17 protein-coding genes and 2 pseudogenes are annotated in these 20394 nt (G+C 65.3%); 11 read left to right on the forward strand and 8 right to left on the reverse strand.

Going from position 1 to position 20394, the window contains the following annotated elements:
- Positions 1-62: 62 nt before the first annotated feature.
- Positions 63-1322: a DNA recombination protein RmuC gene (gene rmuC, locus OVA32_RS05100; protein WP_134416876.1), complete on the reverse strand. Its 1260-nt coding sequence runs from the start codon at positions 1320-1322 to the stop codon at positions 63-65.
- Between the two features lie 65 nt (positions 1323-1387).
- Positions 1388-1825, reverse strand: coding sequence for a hypothetical protein (locus OVA32_RS05105; protein ID WP_051995311.1), 438 nt, complete (start codon positions 1823-1825; stop codon positions 1388-1390).
- Positions 1826-1881: 56 nt separating this feature from the next.
- Between OVA32_RS05105 and OVA32_RS05110 the strand changes: the two genes are divergently transcribed.
- Both OVA32_RS05110 and OVA32_RS05115 read left to right on the forward strand, forming a co-directional pair.
- On the forward strand, positions 1882-2415 hold the full coding sequence (locus tag OVA32_RS05110; protein WP_119217894.1) for an O-acetyl-ADP-ribose deacetylase: 534 nt from the start codon (positions 1882-1884) through the stop codon (positions 2413-2415).
- Positions 2416-2510: 95 nt separating this feature from the next.
- A complete protein-coding gene (locus tag OVA32_RS05115; RefSeq protein WP_061867069.1) occupies positions 2511-2987 on the forward strand; it encodes an Hsp20/alpha crystallin family protein in 477 nt (158 codons plus the stop codon).
- Positions 2988-3088: 101 nt separating this feature from the next.
- On the opposite strand, the pseudogene OVA32_RS05120 reads toward OVA32_RS05115, so the two are convergent.
- Positions 3089-3541 (reverse strand): annotated as a pseudogene (locus tag OVA32_RS05120) (GMC oxidoreductase); the annotation flags it as partial.
- A 420-nt stretch (positions 3542-3961) separates the two neighbouring features.
- Between OVA32_RS05120 and ychF the strand changes: the two are divergent.
- A complete protein-coding gene (gene ychF, locus OVA32_RS05125; protein ID WP_267715644.1) occupies positions 3962-5047 on the forward strand; it encodes a redox-regulated ATPase YchF in 1086 nt (361 codons plus the stop codon).
- Between the two features lie 404 nt (positions 5048-5451).
- On the opposite strand, the gene OVA32_RS05130 is transcribed toward ychF, so the two are convergent.
- A protein-coding gene (locus tag OVA32_RS05130) for an IS5 family transposase (protein ID WP_267715151.1) occupies positions 5452-6346 on the reverse strand; the annotation gives its coding sequence in 2 pieces (ribosomal slippage) (positions 5452-5988 and positions 5990-6346; 894 coding nt in all).
- Between the two features lie 35 nt (positions 6347-6381).
- Positions 6382-6540 carry a hypothetical protein gene (locus OVA32_RS05135; protein WP_210078918.1) on the reverse strand — a complete coding sequence of 53 codons (159 nt, stop codon included), beginning with the start codon at positions 6538-6540 and terminating at the stop codon, positions 6382-6384.
- A 181-nt stretch (positions 6541-6721) separates the two neighbouring features.
- Between OVA32_RS05135 and OVA32_RS05140 the strand changes: the two genes are divergently transcribed.
- The 3 genes from OVA32_RS05140 (at position 6722) to OVA32_RS05150 (ending at position 8703) form a co-directional block, all read left to right on the forward strand.
- Positions 6722-7609, forward strand: a complete 888-nt coding sequence (locus tag OVA32_RS05140) for a nucleotidyltransferase (protein ID WP_134416881.1) — start codon at positions 6722-6724, stop codon at positions 7607-7609.
- Positions 7606-8232 (forward strand): hypothetical protein, encoded by a 627-nt coding sequence (locus OVA32_RS05145; protein WP_134416882.1) that lies wholly within the window; start codon positions 7606-7608, stop codon positions 8230-8232. The genes OVA32_RS05140 and OVA32_RS05145 overlap by 4 nt, the downstream gene beginning before the upstream one ends.
- 315 nt (positions 8233-8547) lie before the next feature.
- A complete protein-coding gene (locus OVA32_RS05150) occupies positions 8548-8703 on the forward strand; it encodes a hypothetical protein (protein WP_166795269.1) in 156 nt (51 codons plus the stop codon).
- Between the two features lie 432 nt (positions 8704-9135).
- Here OVA32_RS05150 and OVA32_RS11635 read toward each other — a convergent pair whose 3' ends face one another.
- The 3 genes from OVA32_RS11635 to OVA32_RS05160 all read right to left on the reverse strand — a co-directional run bounded on the left by OVA32_RS11635 (position 9136) and on the right by OVA32_RS05160 (position 12416).
- A complete protein-coding gene (locus OVA32_RS11635; protein ID WP_324287928.1) occupies positions 9136-9303 on the reverse strand; it encodes a transposase in 168 nt (55 codons plus the stop codon).
- Positions 9304-10110: 807 nt separating this feature from the next.
- The gene (gene istB / locus OVA32_RS05155; protein WP_010078636.1) at positions 10111-10896 is read right to left on the reverse strand and encodes an IS21-like element helper ATPase IstB; all 786 of its coding nucleotides are present in this window, start codon (positions 10894-10896) and stop codon (positions 10111-10113) included.
- Positions 10893-12416 (reverse strand): IS21-like element ISMlu14 family transposase, encoded by a 1524-nt coding sequence (locus OVA32_RS05160; protein ID WP_031943827.1) that lies wholly within the window; start codon positions 12414-12416, stop codon positions 10893-10895. The genes istB and OVA32_RS05160 overlap by 4 nt, the downstream gene beginning before the upstream one ends.
- Positions 12417-12794: 378 nt before the next feature.
- Here OVA32_RS05160 and OVA32_RS05165 point away from each other — a divergent pair, with 378 nt between their 5' ends.
- From OVA32_RS05165 to OVA32_RS05185, 5 genes and pseudogenes are all read left to right on the forward strand, one after another.
- Positions 12795-12986 carry a helix-turn-helix domain-containing protein gene (locus OVA32_RS05165; RefSeq protein WP_210078917.1) on the forward strand — a complete coding sequence of 64 codons (192 nt, stop codon included), beginning with the start codon at positions 12795-12797 and terminating at the stop codon, positions 12984-12986.
- A gap of 35 nt (positions 12987-13021) precedes the next feature.
- Positions 13022-13917: pseudogene (locus OVA32_RS05170) on the forward strand (IS5 family transposase).
- Between the two features lie 233 nt (positions 13918-14150).
- Positions 14151-16121 (forward strand): type I restriction-modification system subunit M, encoded by a 1971-nt coding sequence (locus OVA32_RS05175; RefSeq protein ID WP_134416953.1) that lies wholly within the window; start codon positions 14151-14153, stop codon positions 16119-16121.
- A 98-nt stretch (positions 16122-16219) separates the two neighbouring features.
- Positions 16220-17398: a restriction endonuclease subunit S gene (locus OVA32_RS05180; protein ID WP_210078915.1), complete on the forward strand. Its 1179-nt coding sequence runs from the start codon at positions 16220-16222 to the stop codon at positions 17396-17398.
- A gap of 26 nt (positions 17399-17424) precedes the next feature.
- Positions 17425-20334 (forward strand): type I restriction endonuclease subunit R, encoded by a 2910-nt coding sequence (locus tag OVA32_RS05185; protein WP_245245379.1) that lies wholly within the window; start codon positions 17425-17427, stop codon positions 20332-20334.
- Positions 20335-20394: the final 60 nt, after the last annotated feature.

Here is a 20394-nt window from a genome sequence, read left to right on the forward strand (position 1 = left end):
AAGTGGCCCGGGGCACGGAAAGACGACGTCAGGGCCGCGACGGCCCATCCGCCCGGCCCCGCTCACGCCTCCCGCGCCGGCTCCGCCCGACGACGGCGCAGCTCGTCCTCCTCCACGCCCGCGACCAGTTCCGGGGCGGCCAGGGGCCGGGGCGCGGACTCGAGCGTGCGGATGTCCGGCGTGGGGGCCAGGCCCGGGTCGGCGTCGCGGAGGCGCCGGGCGGCGGGGAGCACGCGCGACTCGACGTTGCCGACGAGCTGGTTGTAGCGGTCCACGGCGGTCTTGAGGGAGCCGCCCATGCGGTCCAGGTGGGTGCCGAGCGTGCCGAGGCGCTCGTAGAGGTCCTTCGCGCTGGCCACCACGGTGTGGGCGTTCTCGGCCAGGGTGTCCTGCCGCCAGGCATAGGCCACGGACTTCAGGGCGGTCAGGAGGGAGACGGGGGCGACGAGCGCGACGTTCCGGGAGAACGCGTGGTCCAGCAGCCCGGGGTCCGCGTCCAGGGCCGCGGCCAGGAGCGACTCGGCGGGCAGGAAGCACAGGACCAGCTCGGGGGAGTGCTCGAGGCCGGCCCAGTAGGACTTCCCGGAGAGCTGGTCCACGTGGCGGCGCACGGCCGCGGCGTGCTGGGCGGCCAGCGCCTGGCGCCGCTCGTACGCCTCCTCGCCGGGCTCGTCCGCGAGGGCCTCGGCGGCCAGCGCGTCCCCGATGGGGGCCTTGGCGTCCACGGCCATGGCCTTGCCGCCGGGCAGGGACACCACGAGGTCCGGGCGGAGGCGCTCGCCGTCCTTGCCGGACAGCGTGGCCTGCTCCGTGAAGTCCACGTGGTGGAGCATGCCCGCCGCCTCGACGACCCGCCGCAGCTGTGCCTCGCCCCAGTGGCCCCGCGCGGAGGTGGATTTGAGCGTGGCCATGAGCGACGTGGTCTGGTTCAGCAGGTCCCGGTCGGTGGCCGCGGCGGCGCGGAGCTGCTCCCCGAGCCGGCCGAACTGGGACGCCCGATCCCGTTCCAGCACGCTCACCTGCTCCTGGAGGGCCGCCAGCCGCTGGCCCAGCGGGGCGAGCGTGGACATCACCTGGGACTCCGCGCGCTGGCGTTCGGCGTCCTCGGCGCGCGCGGCCGTGAGCGCGCGCTGCTCCGCCCGGGCGGCCGCGAGCTCCTCTCGCGCCCCCTGGTGCTCGGTGCGCAGCGCGGCCAGCTCGGCCTGGGCCCGGCGGGCCTCCTCACCGCCGCCGGCGGCCCGGCGCCACATGAGCCACGCGCCCACCAGGGCGCCCAGCACAAGTCCGAGGATGAGGGCGAGCAGCAGGCTGAGGATCTCCATGCCCCCACCCTCGCAGGCCGCAGGGACACGTTAGGCGGCGGCGCGCCGTCGTCGTGGTGGGCGGCTCAGCCGAAGAGCGGGTTGGGGCCGTTGGCCACGACCTGCGGGTCGCCGTCGACGCGGGCGGCGATGCCCGCCGCGGCCACGCCGGGCAGATACGGGAAGACCATGCGGGTCGAGGCCAGGGCGGCGGCGTCGAAGGCCTCCACCGCGACGGCCGGGCGGGGCCCGTCGGCCGTCTCGATCTCGCCGTCGAATACCGCCACCGCCCGCGTGGGGCGCGGGCTGATCTTCGCGACCGTGGCGGCCGCCTGCTCGGGCTCGAGGTCCGGGTGCTCCCACATGCCGCGCTGGCCGTCGGCGGCGACGGCGAGGATCGTCGGGGCGAACACGGACTGCCGGCCGAGCGTGTCGAACACGTGCTCCACCGCGAGGCTGATCAGCGGCAGCAGCTCGCCGCCGGGAGGCGTGGGGGTCGGTCCGGTGGGCGTCGGGGTGCTCATGGGGCCGAGGCTACCGGCCCTGTCCGACGGCGCCCACCCGCGCCTAGCGTGAGTCCATGCAGCTCACCATCGCCCCCGGGGACATCACGGCCACGCACGCGGACGCCGTCGTCAACGCCGCCAACTCCACCCTGCTCGGCGGCGGAGGCGTGGACGGCGCCATCCACCGGCGCGGCGGCCCCGAGATCCTGGCCGAGTGCCGCCGCCTGCGCGAGACCGACCTGCCGGAGGGGCTGCCCGCCGGGCAGGCCGTGGCGACGACGGCGGGGCGCCTGCCCGCGCGCTGGGTCATCCACACGGTGGGCCCGGTGTGGGCCAAGACGATCGACAAATCCGACACCCTCGCCTCGTGCTACCGCGAGTCCCTGAAGGTGGCGGCCGGGCTCGGCGCCCGGACGGTCGCGTTCCCGGCGATCTCCGCGGGGATCTACGGCTGGCCCATGGAGGACGCGGCGCGGATCGCCGTCGAGACCTGCCACGCGATGGCGGACGAGGTGGGCGGCACCGTGGAAGAGGTGCTGTTCGTGCCCTACGGCGACACGGCGGAGGCCGCGTTCCGGACGGCCCTGGACAGGGTTGAGCGGGGCTGACTCAACTCCGTGGAATACCCCGTGGGGGGACGGCGTTGCACAGGACAGTCGCCGCTCAACCGGAGCGGCCCGCCCTGCATGAGGAGTGATCGACCATGGCTCGTCCCATTGATCCGTTCCGCGAGATGGAGCGCCTGATGACCGGCTTCGCCCGCACCTCCGGCGCCGCCTCCATGCCCATGAACCTCTACCGCGAGGGCGACGTGTTCGTCGCCGAGGTGGAGTTGCCGGGCGTGGACCCGAGCTCGATCGACGTGGACGTCGAGGAGCGCACGCTCACCGTCCGCGCCGAGCGCAAGGAGGCCCCCGCCGGGGAGGACCGTCGCTGGCTCACCAAGGAGCGTCCGGCCGGCACCTTCGCCCGCCAGCTCAACCTCGGCCAGGGCCTGGCCCTGGACAAGATCGAGGCCGACTACAGCGACGGCGTGCTGCTGCTGACCATCCCGGTGGCCGAGCAGGCCAAGCCGCGCAAGATCCAGGTCAAGCACACCGGCTCCGCCGCCCAGGTGGAGGGTGAGGCCGTAGAGGGTGAGGCCGTGGAGGGCTCCGCCGCCGAGGCCTCCGGCGAGTGATCGCCCTCTGACGGAGCCGCGCCCGCGACCGGCGCGCGGCCCGTCCCCCGAACGCGAATGCGGCGGGCCCCCACCGGGGGCCCGCCGCATCTGCGTGGTGGTCAGGCGCGGTCGGCCAGGATCAGCTGCGCCGCCTTCTCACCGATCATGAAGCACGTGATGTTGGGGTTCACGGTCACGTGCTCGGGCATCACGGAGGCATCGGCCACGCGCAGACCCGTCACGCCCTTGACCCGCAGGCGGGCGTCCAGGGGGCTCATGGCGTCGTCGTCGGCGCCCATGCGCACCGAGCCCCCCGGGTGGTACACGGTGTTGTGGGTCCGCTTCACGTAGTCGGCGATCTCCTCGTCCGTCTGCGCCTGCTCGCCCGGGGCCAGTTCGCGCCCCGCCCACGCCGCCATGGCCGGCTGGGAGACGATCTCCCGGGCCAGCCGGATGCTGGCCACCGCGACGGCCATGTCGTGGCCCTCCGGGTCGGTGAAGTAGCGCGGGTCCACGACCGGCTCGTCCCGGTAGTCGTTGGAGCGCAGGCGCACGGTGCCGCGGGACTTGGCGAGGGGTGGACCCGGTGGCCCCGCGGTCTCGGCTGTCGTCCTCTGGTCTCGGCTGTCGTCCTCTGGTCGGCAGACACAGGTGTGCTTCCTCTCGTCGGGGTCTGGGCGGCCCGCCCACCCTACGGATCGGTCATCTGGGCGGGGATGCGTGCTGGGCGGTGCGGGTCTCTGGGTTCCGTGGGCGCGTGGGGGCGGGGGCTGGGGCTGCCGGGCCCCGTGGCCGCCGGGCCTCTGGGTTCCGTGGGCAGGAGAGCGAAGGTTTCTGCCCCCGAAAGCGAAAACCCTGCCGGTTCTGCCCCGGGAACAGGGGAGAGCGCGCTTTCTGCCCACGGACCGGGCGGGGCTGCCGGTTCTGCCCACGGAACGGGGCCGGTGCGGGACGCCTCCGCCGCGGCGGGCCCGCCGGTAGACTGCCGGACTGTGGCTTTGACTATCGGATTCGTGGGACTGCCCAACGTGGGCAAGTCGACCCTGTTCAACGCGCTGACGCGCCAGACCGTGCTCGCGGCGAACTACCCGTTCGCGACGATCGAGCCGAACGTGGGCGTGGTGAACCTGCCGGACGAGCGGCTGCCCCAGCTGGCCGAGATCTTCGGCTCCGAGCGGATCCTGCCGGCCACGGTGTCCTTCGTGGACATCGCCGGCATCGTGAAGGGCGCCTCCGAGGGGGAGGGCCTGGGCAACCAGTTCCTGGCGAACATCCGTGAGGCCCACGCGATCGCCCAGGTGGTGCGCGCGTTCGACGACGGCGACGTCGTCCACGTGGACGGCAAGGTGGACCCGGCCTCGGACATGGAGACCATCAACACCGAGCTGATCATCGCGGACATGCAGACCGTGGAGAAGGCGATCCCGCGCGTCGAGAAGGAGGTCAAGGGCAAGAAGAAGGAGCCCGCCGACCTCGAGGCGCTCCAGGCCGCGCTCGCGGTGCTGGAGCGGGGCGAGACGATCTTCGCGGCGAAGGACAAGGACAAGCTGGACATGGACCGGCTGCGGGAGCTGAGCCTGCTCACCGCCAAGCCGTTCATCTACGTGTTCAACTCGGATGAGGGTGTGCTGGGGGACGAGGCCAAGCAGCAGGAGCTGCGTGATCTGGTGGCCCCCGCCGACGCCGTGTTCCTGGACGCCAAGCTCGAGTCCGACCTCGTGGAGCTCTCCGAGGAGGAGGCCGCCGAGATGCTGGAGATGGCCGGGCAGGACGAGTCCGGGCTGAACCAGCTGGCTCGCGTGGGCTTCTCCACCCTCGGCTTGCAGACGTACCTGACGGCCGGGCCGAAGGAGACGCGCGCGTGGACCATCCCGGTCGGCGCGACGGCGCCCGAGGCTGCCGGCGTGATCCACACCGACTTCCAGCGCGGTTTCATCAAGGCGGAGATCGTGAGCTTCGAAGACCTGATCGCTGCCGGCTCTATGGCTGATGCCAAGGCCGCCGGCAAGGTGCGCATGGAGGGCAAGGACTACGTGATGCGGGACGGCGACGTGGTTGAATTCAGATTCAATGTCTAAAACGGGCTTCTGACCAGGGATTTATCCTCGCAGCTTCTGATCTGGCTCGTCAGTCGAGTTCCGATCTGCCATCAGTTGCTACGCTTTCGCCCTGCTGACCTGGGATTATGATCGGCCTCTGTGGAACTTCCGCAGGGGCCGATCCCGCTTTCTGCGGTGCTGTAGCATCTCTGGGACGCAGCCTCGGGTGGTCCGTTGGAGGGTGGTCAAAGTCGTTCAGCGGGGGATTTGTCGGTGAGAGGGCTGACTCAGAGCTCCCGCTGATTCAAAACCCGGAACTCGACTGGGATCGATCGTTGCAGGTCCTAGCTTCAACATCATGGTCGCCCGACTACCGGCATCTCGCCGCTCGAACACGATCAATGCGCTCACCGAGGCAGCCCCTGGCCACGTTGCCATCACAACTAGGGCATGTCTGACAATCGTTTTGACCATGCGATCACAGCATTCAGGACCACAGCGGCCCTGTAGATGATCGCGTACTTGTCATACCGGGTCGCCAGACCCCGCCACTGCTTCAGGTGCGCGTACTGACGCTCGATGACGTTGCGGCCCTTGTAGGCGTCCGCGTCGAGGCTGACGGGGCGCCCGCCGCGGGCACCGCGCCGTCTGCGGTGGCCCTGCTGGTCGGCCGGTTCGGGGATGACCGCTTTGATCCCACGGGCGCGTAGGTGGGTGCGGATCGCCCGGGAGGAGTACGCCTTATCGCCCAGCACGGCCTCGGGGCGGGTCCGGGGCCGCCCTACTGGCCGGGTCACGCGCAGCTGCTCCAGAAGAGGAAGCAGCATCGGGGAGTCCCCTGCCTGGCCGGGGGTGATCAGGCTGACCAGCGGCAGCCCGGTCCCATCGACGAGCTGATGGATCTTCGTGCTCAGCCCGCCACGGGAGCGCCCGATGCCGTGATCGGCCGGCTCCTCACGCGGATTCTTGTAGTTCGATCCATCCCCCTGTGTGGCGGGTGATGTTCGTCGCGTGCTGGTGGGCGCGGGCGATCGTGGAGTCCACCGAGACCGACCAATCGATCAGGCCTTCGGCGTCAGCGGCGGCGGTCAGCGTGGCCAGCACCGTGTCCCATGTGCCTTCTTCGGCCAAGCGCCGATGCCAGGTCCACACGGTCTGCCAGGGCCCGTAGACCTCGGGCAGATCCCTCCAAGCGATTCCGCACCGGTACCGGTAGATGATCGCCTCCACCATGGTGCGGGCGTCGGCGAACGGCCTGCCGGCGCGGCCGGTCCGGGTCGGGAGCATCGGGGCGATCAACTCCCATTGGGCGTCGGAGAGCATCTGGAACCGGGACATGTCCCCAGGGTCTCAGCTGACTCGTGCATCTATTCTCAGACACGCCCTAGGTCTCCTTGTATCGGGTCGAGGATAGCTGTGCTTGGATAGCCGGTGAGGAGCCGGACGCCGGTGAGAGCGGGAAGGTACTTCAGAAAGGGGAAGATCCCCAGTATTAAGATGATGAGCCCGAGTTCGAGCGGGACGAGCATCACCAGAGTCACGATGAAGCTGCGGGCCAAGACGGTGAATAGGTCCCGCTCGACCGGACGCGGTTCTGGGCTAGCCGTCGTGGCGACTCTGCCGTGCTTATAAGTCGCCCTCCGGCGCGGTCGCCGGGTGGGAGAGTGCGGACCGAACTTGTGCTCGATGGGACAAACAAGGCAAAGGAGATTCGTGGTTACTGAAGAGAAGTTGGCTGGGTGGACGGGACCCTCGAGCCCGACCGAGAAAGACAAGCAGGAGCGCACCGAGCGAATGATTCGAGAGGCGATCGACGCTCACGAGGGGTTCGATGGCTACCGCAGTGACTTCTCCGTCTACGCGAAGGGCTCCTACGCCAACAACACGAACGTGAAGTCGGACAGCGACGTCGACATCGTCATCGAGTGCACAGATGTCTGCTACTGGCAGGAGTACGATCCTGCCAAGGGTGGACACCCTGCAGGGAGTCCTTACACGGGTCCATGGACCCCGGAGAAACTGAGGGCGGAGATCGCCGCAGCGCTTGAGAAGAAGTTCCCCGGGGCTGTCACGGCGGGGTCGACGGCGTTCGAGGTTGATGCCAGTTCGGCACGCGTCAACGCCGACGTGGTGCCCTCGTTCCAGTACAAGCTCTACTTCTCAGACGGTACCTATCGCCAAGGTACGAAGGTCTTCAAAAAAGACGGCACGTCCATCGTTAACTATCCGAAGCTCCAGCTTGAGCGCGGCAAAGAAAAGAACGTGCGCACGAATGGTTTCTACAAGAAGACTGTGCGCATCCTCAAGCGGCTGGAGAACGAGCTCGTCGCGAAGGGCCTAACTGAGGAAGTTCCGTCATACCTTCTCGAGTGCCTTATCTATAACTGCCCCGAAGAGTACTTCTCGCGAGACACTTGGCGCGGAACGATGCGCGGATGCCTGGCGAAGATCTTCAACTCCACCATGGGACGTGAGCCTGATAATGATCGATGGATGGAAGCGAATGGTTCGAAGTTCCTGTTTCACCCTGCTCAGAAGTGGACTAGAGCGCAGGTTCATAAGTTCGCGAGCGACGCCTGGGATTATATGGAGTTCGAATGATCAGCGGGACCCTTATTCGAGTGCTCGTGGTAATTGTCTCCTTGGTTTTCGTCGTCGGATCGTGGATTACCACTGGTGCGCCGAATATTAGCCTGTTCAGCTTCTTCTCGATCGCTGTTTTCGTGTGCACGGTCTTGTTCCTGCTGTGGGACCGATGGATCTGGAAGTTGAAGCTCGCCCAAATGATCCCGGGAGTGAGTCGCAACTTGAGCGGCACCTGGGAAGCCACCCTCGAGTCGTTCTGGATCAATCCCGCGACGAGCTCGTCGCCGCCTGCGAAGACCGTCTACGTGGTTATTCGGCAGACAAGCTCCGCCGCGTCTGTCACGCTCATCTCGGATGAATCCAAGTCGAAGTCGTCGCTTGCCCGCGTGGTCAAGGAGGACGGGTCTTGGCTACTTCACTACGTCTATACAAATGAGCCGCGCCTCGAAATCCGTGGGCGAAGCCCAATCCACCACGGGTCAGCGGTGCTTGCTGTGACAGGCTCGCCGGCGAGGCGCCTGGAGGGTGGTTACTGGACAGACCGTGATTCGAAGGGGCAGCTCAAGCTGATGAAGCGATCGAAGACGCTCGCTGAGGACTTCGAGGAAGCATGTGATGCTTTGAAGGATAGGGGCTAGCTACGCGCTCCACGTAGCTGTCCGGTTCTCCTTCGTGGTGGTTTCCGTGCTCCAGGCGCGCGGGTTCGAAGCGATTCTGCGTGGGGTGGCCTGACGGACTATCGCGTAGAAGCGCCCGCCGCGCAGAATACGATGAGCGACCTCTGGCCTTTTGTGACGCCCCTCTGCGTAGTCTACCCGAGCTTTAGGCTGGCAGCTCTTCCCCGGCCAGGCTCTTGACCCTGATTCCCGCGCCCTTTCACCGTCGTTCGCAACGAACTGTCTTCATAATTTCTTCGATGCGTTCGCCGTGCTATGGCGGGCTGGAAATTCGGAATGGGCTACTTCTACAGCATTCCGGTCAGCGGCCTCGACTCGCACGACCAGCGTTCCTCGGAACTGCTCGCCGGAGGCGATTTAGGCACGGGCGCGGCCCTGACCATGCTCGTTGCCGCTGTCGTCGCCTTCATCGCCCGCCGGCGCAATAGTTGAGAGTGCGTCGCAGGCCGATTCCGCGCCGGAGCCGAGTGCGGTCGGGCAACTACTCTACGTAAGCCGGCTCCATCAGGTTGTATGCCCCTGTCGCGACCGCGGCGACGCGGTTGAACTCCGCTTCAATGTCTAAGAGGGGCGTCTGACCAAAGTTTTTACTCTCGCAGATTCCGACCTAGTTCGGCGGACCATTTCAGATCTACCATCAGTTGCTAAGCGTTTTCTTCGCTCACCTGGGGCTTTGATCGACCTCTGTGGAGCTTCTGCAGGGGTCGAGTCTTCCTTTCGCGGCGGGTAGGCGGAGCGTGCAAGCCGCGTCGGATGGCCAGTTCCGGGGTGGGTTCGAGTAGTGCGACACGCAATCTCTCGGCAGGTGCGCCGACTCAATAAGCAGCCTGACTCAAAAGTCGGTTGTCTCAACGACGGTGCGGTTCACTGGGGCAGGTCTCGCTCCGCCAGTGTGCGAGTGATCTCGTCCCGTTGGGAGCTCGCGATCAATTGGTGGTGCCGGCGCAAGGCGGTCTGCCATGACCCGAACTCTGCTGGGAGCTTGCGCCCAGTGATGCCAGTGCGGGTCTTGTAGAGAGTCGCGTCGACGATCGTGCGACGTCAGCGCGTGCCCGCCCGTGGCGAGGACCGTCTTCTGTGTGAACGATGTCCTCGATCCAGCTCCATTGCTCATCTGTGAGCCGTTGATAGCCAGGCTGGAGTCCCTCGGCGACGCTGCCGCCGACATCAGGCTTCGCCTTGTGATCGATCCGCACGGTTTTGACCACGCCGCGGATGACGGCGCATTCGGTGCATTGGACGGTTGGTCCAACGTAGCGAGGGGAATGCCAGCCCAGGGTCTCGACATGTTGGCAGGTCAGTTCCACTCGTAGGTGGCGCTACGGTCAATGTGCAATGAGGGTGGGTACAGGAGTTGCCGGAGCTCATCGCGCTGAGCTGGCGAAAGTGGCGGGAACGGGCAGCACAGGTGGCAGTGCTCCACGCAGTTGCCCTCGGGGCGCCAAACACCCATGTTGCATGGCGTGTGCTTGGCTCGGAACTCGGCGTTGTCGGCGCCGATCAGCGCAAGACTCTCTTGATCGGCCCCCAGGGCTGGCTCACCGAGAAGGGCACGCCCACACGCGCGATATGGATCGCCCGCTGCATAGGGTTCGTACGTCAGCTGGAGGTTGTCCCCTACCCGCTCTCTCCGCTCTGCCTCCTCTGCTGGGGCCCACGATTCCGAGAGTAGTGCCCTGCTAAACGGTGTGTGCAGGACGCGGGGGAGAGCTTGTCAAGGGCCATTGAGTTCTGCCCATAGGCGGCCAGTGTTTCTTCCCGCTGGTGGCCATCAGAACTGCCCACTGGTGGCCAGCTGGTTTGCCCGTTTGGGTGGTGGTGCTGGCCACCGTGATGGGATCAGTTCAGTGGCATGACTCCCTTCCCGGCCATTGCCTGGGTCATCCGTACGGAGTCTCCGGTGGTCTGGCACACGTGGGCGTGGTGCAGGAGCCGGTCCACGGTGGCGGTGGCCAGGGTCTTGGGCATCAGCTCGTCGAAGCCGGCCGGGTGCAGGTTCGAGCTGATCGCTACGGAGCGTTTCTCGTAGGCGGCGTCCACGATGCGGTAGAGGCCCTCGGCGGCATCGTCGGCGACCGGCAGCAGGCCGATGTCGTCGATGACGATCAGGTCGGCGCGCAGGATTCGGGCGACGGCTTTGGTGATGGTGTCATCGGGCCGGTGGGCCCGGATCATCGCCCCGAGGTCCTCCAGGGTGAACCAGGCCACCCGCTTGCCCTCCTCCACGGCCTGCTGGCCCAGGGCCTCGAGGAAGAAGGTCTTGCCGGTGCCGGAGGGCCCGCAGACCACGAGGTTCTCTCTGCGCGAGAGCCATTCCAGGGTGCGCAGGGACTGCTGGGTCGGGGCCGGGATCGAGGAGGCGCCCGGATCCCAGGTCGTGAAGGTCTTGCCGGTGGGGAACCCGGCGGCCTTGCGCCGGGCGGCGAGCATGGATCGGGCCCGACCGGTGGTCTCCTCGACCAGCAGGGCCTTGAGGACCTCGGCCGGCTCCCAGCGTTGGGCCCGGGCGGTGGCCAGTACCTCGGCGGCGATACCGCGGGCGTGGGGCATCTTCAGCTGCCGCAACAGCGCCTCCAAATCGGCCGGCAGCGCCGGTGCGGCGGTGTTCGGGGTGTGGATGCTCACCGGGCTGCCCCCTCGGTGTTGGAGGTACCGAGGCCGGCCCAGCCGGCGGTGCCCTGGGTCAGGGACCGTTCCTCGGTGGCGGTGTGCATCCCGGTGCGGTGGCCGGCGGCGGTGAGCAGGGAGGCCAGGTCGCCGTGGGCGAAGCGCTGGTGCACCGCGGCCACCCCGAGGGCGCGGTCGACCTGGTCGGTGCCGGCGAGCTTGGCCAGGGTGACGGCCTCGGCCATCTTCTGACCGATCCGGCTGGTGCCGGCCGCGGCGGCCTCCACCAGCCAGGTCCTCGCTCCGGCCCCGATGGCCAGGAACTCGGCCTCCGCCGCCGAACGGGGCACCGGGGTGTAGTCCCCGGGCACCTTGTCCGTCTCGTGGCCGGGGAAGTGCGCGTCGTCGATGGCCGGGGACCCGGGCCGGGCCACCCGGTGCCGGGCGACCTCCACCGGCCCCTGCGCACCGGCGTGCATGATCACCACCATCGAGTCCGGTCCGGTGCCGTGATGGCGCACGAACACCTCGGCCCCGAGCAGGTGCGCGGGCACCGAGTACTGGGCGTTTTCGAAGGAGACCATCGGCGTGTTCTCCGGCACCTTCCGTCCCACCCCGTAGGCCACGGTGTGCGCCGTGGCGGGGATCCGATGCAACGCGCTGGTCTCCTCGGCGAGCATGTGGTCCGGGCGGCGCCGGGTCACCCGGTGCTCCCGGGAGTTCACCATGGCCATGAACCCCGCGCAGGCGGCCTCGAGCTCAGCGAACGAGGCGTACTGGTCCCGCAGGTTGGTGTCCTTCGGGACCAGGTCGGCCTTGGCCAGCTTCACCGCGTTCTCCACCCCGCCCTTGGCGGCCGGATCCGCTGGCTGGCAGGTCAGCACCTCCACGCCGTAATGCCGAGCGAACGCCACGGTGGCCTGGTTACGCACCGGCACCCCGGCCACATGAGAGACCGTCACTGTCTTCTCGTTATCCGTCAGCACATAGGTCGGCGCGCCCCCGATCAGCCGGAAGCACCGGTCCAGGGCGGCGAACACACTCGGAGCCGTCCTATCACGCAGGGCGATGACGATCCGGTAGCGGGACCAGGCCAGCCAGGCCACGAACAGCACCGTCTTGGCCCCGTCGATCGCCGGCCCATCGCCGAAGTCGTACTGCAGCCATGCGCCCGGCTCGGTGATCCAGGGCCGGTGCACCCGGCGCTTCCCGGCCCGCCAGGCGGCCTTCACCTCGGCCACCGCCCGCCGGGTGGAGCGCTCAGAGCCGGTGTAGCCCATTGCGGTGAGCTTGGCGTGCACGACATCGGCGCGGATCCTGCCCGTGGAGGCCTCGACCCATTCCTCGATCTTGGGCAGCCAGACATCGGTGACCTTCGGGCGGCTGGCTCCGGATCCAGGGGTCTGGCCGGCGTCGCGGGCCCGCACCAGCCGGGCCACGGTGTGATGGGAGCAACCGGCCAGCTCGGCGGCGCCCCGCAATGACTTGGTCAGGTCATAGGCACTGAGTATTTTCATGGTTTCTGCGGCATCCTTCATTCAGGGCCTCTTCCTCGCTGGATTCGATTCGACACCGATATCCAACCCGGGGAGGAGGCCCCCGCCGGCTCACGACGCGGCGGGCAACGAGCAACGCGGGCAAACCAGATGGCCAGCACCGGGCAGTTCCCGTGGCCATCACTGGGCAGTCCTCATGGCCGTCAGCGGGTCATTCCCTGGCCACCTATGGGCAGCTTTTCATGGCCGCTTACAAGAGCTGTCGAGTTCCCGTCGGGGATCTGCTGCGAATCGGGCATTGTCACGCTCTCCTTTGAGGTCTGGTGCACTTGTAGCGCGAGTCGTGCATGAACCGCCTGGGCCGCAACTGGAATCGATAACTTCCTGAAAGTCATGACTACCAAACCTGAGACTTGATGTGTGACAGAACCGCTGAAGAAGGTGCTCGGAGCGCAGGTGCGCGATCTGCGCCTTGCGGGTCGGCTGCCGCAGGAAGGTCTTGCTGAAGAGCTCGGCGTGTCGACTCGGTACCTCGCCGGCATCGAGCGTGGGGAGCGCAACCTCACTTTGGACTCCGTCGATGCTCTGGCAGAGCAACTAGGGCGTGTCTGAGAATAGATGCACGAGTCAGCTGAGACCCTGGGGACATGTCCCGGTTCCAGATGCTCTCCGACGCCCAATGGGAGTTGATCGCCCCGATGCTCCCGACCCGGACCGGCCGCGCCGGCAGGCCGTTCGCCGACGCCCGCACCATGGTGGAGGCGATCATCTACCGATACAGGTGCGGAATCGCTTGGAGGGATCTGCCCGAGGTCTACGGGCCCTGGCAGAGAAGTGTGGACCTGGCATCGGCGCTTGGCCGAAAAAGGCACATGGGACACGGTGCTGGCCACGCTGACCGCCGCCGCTGACGCCGAAGGCCTGATCGATTGGTCGGTCTCGGTGGACTCCACGATCGCCCGCGCCCACCAGCACGCGACGAACATCACCCGCCACACAGGGGGATGGATCGAACTACAAGAATCCGCGTGAGGAGCCGGCCGATCACGGCATCGGGCGCTCCCGTGGCGGGCTGAGCACGAAGATCCATCAGCTCGTGGACGGGACCGGGCTGCCGCTGGTCAGCCTGATCACCCCCGGCCAGGCAGGGGACTCCCCGATGCTGCTTCCTCTTCTGGAGCAGCTGCGCGTGACCCGGCCAGTAGGGCGGCCCCGGACCCGCCCCGAGGCCGTGCTGGGCGATAAGGCGTACTCCTCCCGGGCGATCCGCACCCACCTACGTGCCCGTGGGATCAAAGCGGTCATCCCCGAACCGGCCGACCAGCAGGGCCACCGCAGACGGCGCGGTGCCCGCGGCGGGCGCCCCGTTAGCCTCGACGCGGACGCCTACAAGGGCCGCAACGTCATCGAGCGTCAGTACGCGCACCTGAAGCAGCGGCGGGGTCTGGCGACCCGGTATGACAAGTACGCGATCGTCTACCGGTCCGCTGTGGTGCTGAATGCTGTGATCGCATGGTCCAAACGATTGTCAGACATGCCCTAGGTGTTGAGGCGCAGGCACTTGTCGTTCGTCAGTGACGTTCGGCGCTCGAGTCACTCTTGCGCGGCGAACCGTGTGGGCATCATGGATGCCTGCCTGAGCACACACGACTTCGGGCGAGCTGAGATAATGACAGTGGTGCCGTCTACCTTCAGCATTGGTTGGGCGGCATTACGAGTGCCGGTCTCGTCGCACTGCCGCCCGGCAGATTATCTAGTCACAAGTGAAGGACCCTAGTGCCACACAGCTCCATCAACCACGCGCGAATCGCGGCGCTCATCTGGAATATCGCAGATGATGTCCTCCGCGACCTCTATGTTCGAGGCAAGTACCGGGACGTGATCCTTCCCTTCACGGTCCTGCGTCGCCTGGACAGCGTCCTTGGCCCGACGCGCGATGCAGTGATGGCGATGAAGAAGATGCTGGACGAGGCGGGCGTCGCTGACCAGGATGCACCGCTGCGCGATGCTGCCAAGCAGGACTTCTACAACACATCTGGTTTCTCGCTGCAGGACCTGCGGCACGTGTCGAACTCGACGCGCCTGCGGCAGAACTTCGAGGCGTACCTCGATGGCTTCTCGCCTAACGTGCAGGAGATCATCGACAACTTTGAGTTCCGTAACCAACTACCTCGGCTTACGAAGGCTGACGCGCTCGGTGCGTTGATCGAGAAGTTCCTCGCTCCAGACCTCGATCTCTCCCCAGCGGGCATGGACAACCACGGGATGGGCACCGTCTTCGAAGAGTTGGTGCGCCGCTTCAACGAGGAGAACAACGAAGAGGCCGGCGAGCACTGGACGCCGCGTGACGCTGTGCGCCTGATGACCCGGCTGATGTTCGAACCCATCGCAGACACGATCCCGTCGGGTACCTACCGGCTCTACGACGGTGCGATGGGGACCGGTGGCATGCTGACCGTCGCCGAAGAGACCCTGAAGCATCTGACGGAGCTGTCCGGCAAGAAGGTCTCCACGCACCTCTACGGGCAGGAGATCAACGCCGAGACGTACGCGATCGCGAAGGCCGACCTGATCCTCAAGGGCGACGGCAAAGCGGCCGACAACATTGTCGGCGGCCCGGAGTACTCGACCCTCTCCAACGATGCGTTCGCGGGCCAAGAGTTCGACTTCATGCTCTCCAACCCGCCTTATGGCAAGAGTTGGAAGACCGACCAGGATCGCCTCGGCGGCGCGAAGAAGATCATCGACCCGCGGTTCCTCGTCAACCACGACAACGACAGCGAGTATTCGCTGGTGACGCGGAGCAGCGACGGACAGCTGATGTTCCTCGCAAATCTGATCTCGAAGATGAAACAGGGCACCGAGCTCGGCTCCCGGATCGCATCGGTGCACAACGGCTCCTCGCTGTTCACAGGTGACGCTGGCCAGGGCGAGAGCAACATCCGACGATGGATCATCGAGAACGACTGGCTCGAAGCGATCGTCGCGCTGCCGCTGAAGATGTTCTACAACACCGGTATCGCCACGTACGTGTGGGTGCTCTCCAACCGCAAGGAAGATCGCCGCAAGGGCAAGGTCCAGCTCATCGACGCCACCGACTGGTTCACGCCGTTGCGCAAGAACCTGGGCGAGAAGGGCGTCGAGGTCAGCTCGACTGACGCCGACAAGGTCCTCGAGGCGTTCAAAGCGTTCGATCAGTACGAAGACACCGACCACTCGAAGGTATTCGACGGTGTGGACTTCGGATACCACAAGATCACCGTCGAACGGCCCTTGCGCATCGCCGGTGTTGACCCACACCGTGTCTACACGGCGCAGGAGATCAAGCAGCTGAAGGAGGACGGAGTGCGCGACGAAAGTGCACCGCCTCTCATCCGCAAGGCGCTGCCGTACGCCGCGACACCCGATCCGCTGCACGGGAGGTACGAAGCCGTCATCGACGGCCGCGCCCGCATCGTCCAGTACGAGCCCGACTCCGAGCTGCGCGACACCGAACAGGTACCGCTCACGGAGCCCGCGGGCGACTATGCCGACGGCATCGAAGCCTTCTTCCGTCGCGAAGTCGAGCCTTACGCCCCGGATGCCTGGATCGACGACTCGAAGGCGAAGATCGGCTACGAGATCTCCTTCACCCGCCACTTTTACAAGCCCACGCCCCTGCGCACCTTGGCCGAGATTCAGGCCGACATCCGCGCACTCGAGGCAGAGACTGAAGACCTGATCGCCGAAATCGCAGGTGAAGCCTGATGTTCAGGGATCTACCCAAGTACGCAGAGACGACTTCAAACTCATTCTGGTCGACTCGAACACCGGCTCACTGGGCGGTACACCCCGGTTTGGCTGTGATGCAGGAGAACCGACACAAGAACACCGGGTTGGTCGAGACGCAAGTTCTCTCGCTGAGTTATGGCCAGGTCGTCGTTAAACCGCTTGAGAAGCAACGCGGATTGGTTCCTGATTCCTATGAGGGTTATCAGATTCTCGAACCCGGTGACATCGTTGTACGTCCTACCGACCTGCAGAACGATCAGACAAGTGTTCGAGTTGGGCATGTCAAGGACCGTGGCATCATTACTTCGGCATACATCGGTTTGCGCCCTACCGGGGACTGGAATGGCGCGTATGCTTACCAATACCTAATTGCCATTGACTCGACAAAGCGTATCTATGGGATGGGCAGCGGACTACGCCAGCAGCTGGGGTGGGGTGATCTAAAGCGGATGCCTTGCCTGGTGCCGCCGATCGAAGAGCAGGCAGCGATCGTAAAGTACCTCGAACATGCGAACGCACGCATCGATAAGGCAATCGCGGCCAAGCGTCGTCTCGTTGCTCTTATCGAGGAGCAACGGCGAGCACACAATTTGGAGCGCATTCAGGGTGGCGCCGGGAATCCTGGGACCTGGCCAAGGAAGCGCCTCAAGTGGGTAGTACGGTTGCAGCGGGGGTATGATCTTCCCGCGGACGAGAGGGATGCGGGGCCGTTCCCCGTGATTTCTTCCGGCGGCGTAATCGCAACACACAGTGAGGCGCGAGTGGACGGGCCTGGAGTCGTTATCGGGCGATACGGCTCTACTGGAGCGGTCTTTTATGTTGAAGACAAATTTTGGCCGCACAATACCGCACTTTACGTAACTGATTTTCAAGGAAACCATCCACGATGGTGCTATTGGCTATTACGCTCTATTGATAAGACCGTGTACGCCGAAAAGTCAGCGGTTCCGGGCGTCGACCGAAAAGACCTTTATGAAATTGCAGTGTCCGTGCCTCCTGGTCACGTACAGATGCAAGTGGTTGAGGAGATTGAACGCGACGGCGCGCAATTCGACTCCGTTGCGAAACGCTATCAGGACGAGATCTCCCTCCTGCAAGAGTTCCGAACACGCCTCGTTGCCGACGTCGTGACAGGGCAGGTGGACGTCCGAGCGATCGCCGCATCGTTGCCAGACACCCCGGAACAAGGCACCGGTCTGGACTCACTGTTGGATGATGATCTCGAAGATGCGTTGGGCGAAAGCGAGGAGTGAGCATGCGGCGTCTCAATGAAGAGAGCTTGGAAGCGCTCATCGTTGAACAGATGGTCGACGGTGGATGGGCCGAGGGCGCGCCTGCCGACTACGTCGCGTCCCACGCGCTCGATCTCGGCCAGTTCACCGAGTTCATCAGTGCGACCCAGCCCGACCTTGTTGAGCCGCTTGGCCTTGCTTCGGACACGCCTACACGTCACAAGTTCCTTGCCCGGCTTCAGGGGGAGATCACGCGCCGTGGCGTTGTGCACATGCTGCGCAACGGCATCGACCACCTCGGTCTGCATGTAGATCTCTACTATCCGGCGCCCGATGCGGCGAACCCGAAGGCTGCCGCTCTCTTCGAGGCGAACCGATTTGTGGTTACACGACAGGTGCACTACAGCGTGAGCAACACTGGCGACGCTGTCGACCTGGTCGGGTTCATCAACGGGCTGCCGGTGTTCACGTTCGAGCTGAAGAACAACTTCACGAACCAGACGGTCGAGGACGCGGTTCAGCAGTATCAGCGCGACCGGGACCCCCGTGAGCCGCTGTTCGCGTTCGGCCGGACGATTGCGCACTTCGCCCTCGACGACCAGCGAGCCCGATTCTGCACCCAGCTCAAAGGCGCTTCCTCCTGGTTCCTGCCCTTCGACCAGGGCTTCAAGGACGGGGCCGGCAACCCGCCGAACCCCGACGGCGTGATGACCGATTACCTCTGGCGGCAGGTGCTCGCTCCGCTCAGCCTCGCGGGGATCATCGAGAACTACGCACAGATCGTCGTCGAGAAGAACCAGAAGACCGGCAAGAAGGTTTCAAAGGCGATCTTCCCGCGCTACCACCAGCTCGACGTCGTCCGCAAGCTGCTCGCCGATGTCGAGGCGAACGGGGCCGGTCGCCGGTACCTGATCCAGCACTCTGCGGGCAGCGGCAAGTCGAACTCGATCGCCTGGCTGACCCATCAGCTGACTGAGACGATCCATGACGGTCGCATCGCTTTCGACTCGATCATCGTCGTCACGGACCGCATCATCCTCGACAACCAGTTAACACAAACCATCAAGTCGTTCCTGCAGGTGGGCTCAACGGTTGTACATGCGGACCGGTCGGGGGACCTGCGCCGCGCGATCTCGGCCGGGAAGAAGATCATCGTCACAACGGTGCAGAAGTTCCCATACATCCTGGATGACATCGGAGCGGACCATCGGGACCGCAGGTTCGCCATCGTGATCGACGAGGCACACTCGTCGCAGGGGTCGAAGACATCGGCAGCGGTCTCCCGGGCTCTCGCTGGCGTCGACGACATCGAAGACGACACCCTCGAGGACCAGATCAACCGGATCATCGAGGGCAAGAAGCTGCTGCCGAACGCGAGCTATTTCGCGTTTACGGCGACTCCGAAGAACAAGACGCTCGAGATGTTTGGCGAGCCCGTACCGAACGCCGAGGGTGGCACGGGATTCCGCCCCTTCCACTCGTACACGATGAAGCAAGCGATCCAGGAGGGCTTCATCGTCGATGTCCTCGCGAACTACACCCCCATCGGCAGCTACTACAAGCTGATGAAGACCGTCGAGGACGACCCTGAGTTCGACGCGAAACGCGCATCGAAGAAGCTCCGCGCGTACGTCGAGGGCAACGAACACGCCATCGCGCAGAAGTCCGCCATCATGGTCGAGCACTTCCTCGCCCAGGTGGTGGCGAAGCGCAAGATCGCCGGGCATGCCCGGGCCATGGTGGTGACATCGTCAATTGCGCGATGCATTGAGTACTTTCACGCGATTCGTGATGCACTCGCCGAGCGGAAGAGCCCGTACCGAGCAGTCGTCGCCTTCTCCGGCGAGCACGAGTACAAGGGCGTGAAGGTGACCGAGGCCAGCCTGAACGGCTTCCCTTCCAGCGCCATCGCTGAGCAGGTGAAGACCGATCCATATCGGATCTTGGTGGTCGCCAATAAGTTCCAGACGGGATACGACGAGCCGCTGCTGCACACGATGTACGTCGACAAGGCACTTTCCGGAGTGTTGGCGGTGCAGACACTGTCGCGCCTCAACCGTGCCCATCCCGCGAAGCACGACACGTTCGTGCTCGACTTCGCCAACGACGCCGACGAGATCCAGCGTGCGTTCGAGCCGTACTACCGTACGACCGTGCTGGCCGAGGAGACCGACGCCAACAAGCTTCATGACCTGGTCAACGATCTCGACGCCTTCGCCGTCTACACGATCGAACAGATCGACGAGTTTGTGAGTCGATACCTGGCTGGCGAGAGCCGTGACCAGCTCGACCCGCTGCTCGATGGGAGTGTCGCGGAGTACATCGAGATGCCCGACGAGGACGATCAGGTCGCGTTCAAAGGCGGCGCAAAGGCGTTCCTGCGTACCTACAACTTCCTCTCGACTGTGCTTCCGTACGGGAGCAGCGAGTGGGAGAAGCGATCGATCTTCCTCGACCACCTGGTGCCAAAGCTGCCCGCGCCGAAGGAGGAGGACCTCTCGGCCGGCATCCTGGAGAATATCGATCTGGAGTCGTACCGGGCCGAGAAGCTCAGCGCCATGAAGATCGTCCTCGACGATGAGGATGGCACTCTCGATCCGGTGCCAGCCGCCGGCGGTGGGCACCGCTCAGACCCAGAGCTCGAGAGGCTCTCCGCGATTGTGCGCAGCTTCAACGATCACTTCGGCAACATCGAGTGGAACGATGCGGATCGTGTGCAGCGGTTCATCACCGAAGAGATCCCGCGGCTGGTGTCCGAGGATGAGGCCTACAAGAATGCGCAGGCCAATGACGATCCGGTAAACGCCCGCGTCGAGAGCGACCGCGCACTCAGCCAAGTCATGTTACGTCTCATCTCAGACGACACCCAGCTCTTCAGGGAGTTCCAGGACAACAGCAGCTTCAAGCAGTGGCTTGCGAATGCGGTATTCGACGCGACCTACCGTAAGAGTGCTTGATAAGGCACACCCTCAGAGTTTCATGGCCACAGCTGCCGTGAGAATGAGAGTGGCACAGGA

Source organism: Micrococcus sp. SL257, from assembly GCF_026625585.1.
In the GTDB taxonomy this organism is placed as follows: domain Bacteria; phylum Actinomycetota; class Actinomycetes; order Actinomycetales; family Micrococcaceae; genus Micrococcus; species Micrococcus luteus.

Coding starts and splice junctions, on each gene's coding strand:
- OVA32_RS05110 (WP_119217894.1), top strand. CDS start 1,882: ATGCAGCTCACCATCGCCCCCGGGGACATCACGGCCACGCACGCGGAC.
- OVA32_RS05115 (WP_061867069.1), top strand. CDS start 2,511: ATGGCTCGTCCCATTGATCCGTTCCGCGAGATGGAGCGCCTGATGACC.
- rmuC (WP_134416876.1), bottom strand. CDS start 1,322: ATGGAGATCCTCAGCCTGCTGCTCGCCCTCATCCTCGGACTTGTGCTG.
- OVA32_RS05145 (WP_134416882.1), top strand. CDS start 7,606: ATGATCAGCGGGACCCTTATTCGAGTGCTCGTGGTAATTGTCTCCTTG.
- OVA32_RS05105 (WP_051995311.1), bottom strand. CDS start 1,825: ATGAGCACCCCGACGCCCACCGGACCGACCCCCACGCCTCCCGGCGGC.
- OVA32_RS05150 (WP_166795269.1), top strand. CDS start 8,548: ATGGGCTACTTCTACAGCATTCCGGTCAGCGGCCTCGACTCGCACGAC.
- OVA32_RS05180 (WP_210078915.1), top strand. CDS start 16,220: ATGCAGGAGAACCGACACAAGAACACCGGGTTGGTCGAGACGCAAGTT.
- OVA32_RS05160 (WP_031943827.1), bottom strand. CDS start 12,416: ATGAAGGATGCCGCAGAAACCATGAAAATACTCAGTGCCTATGACCTG.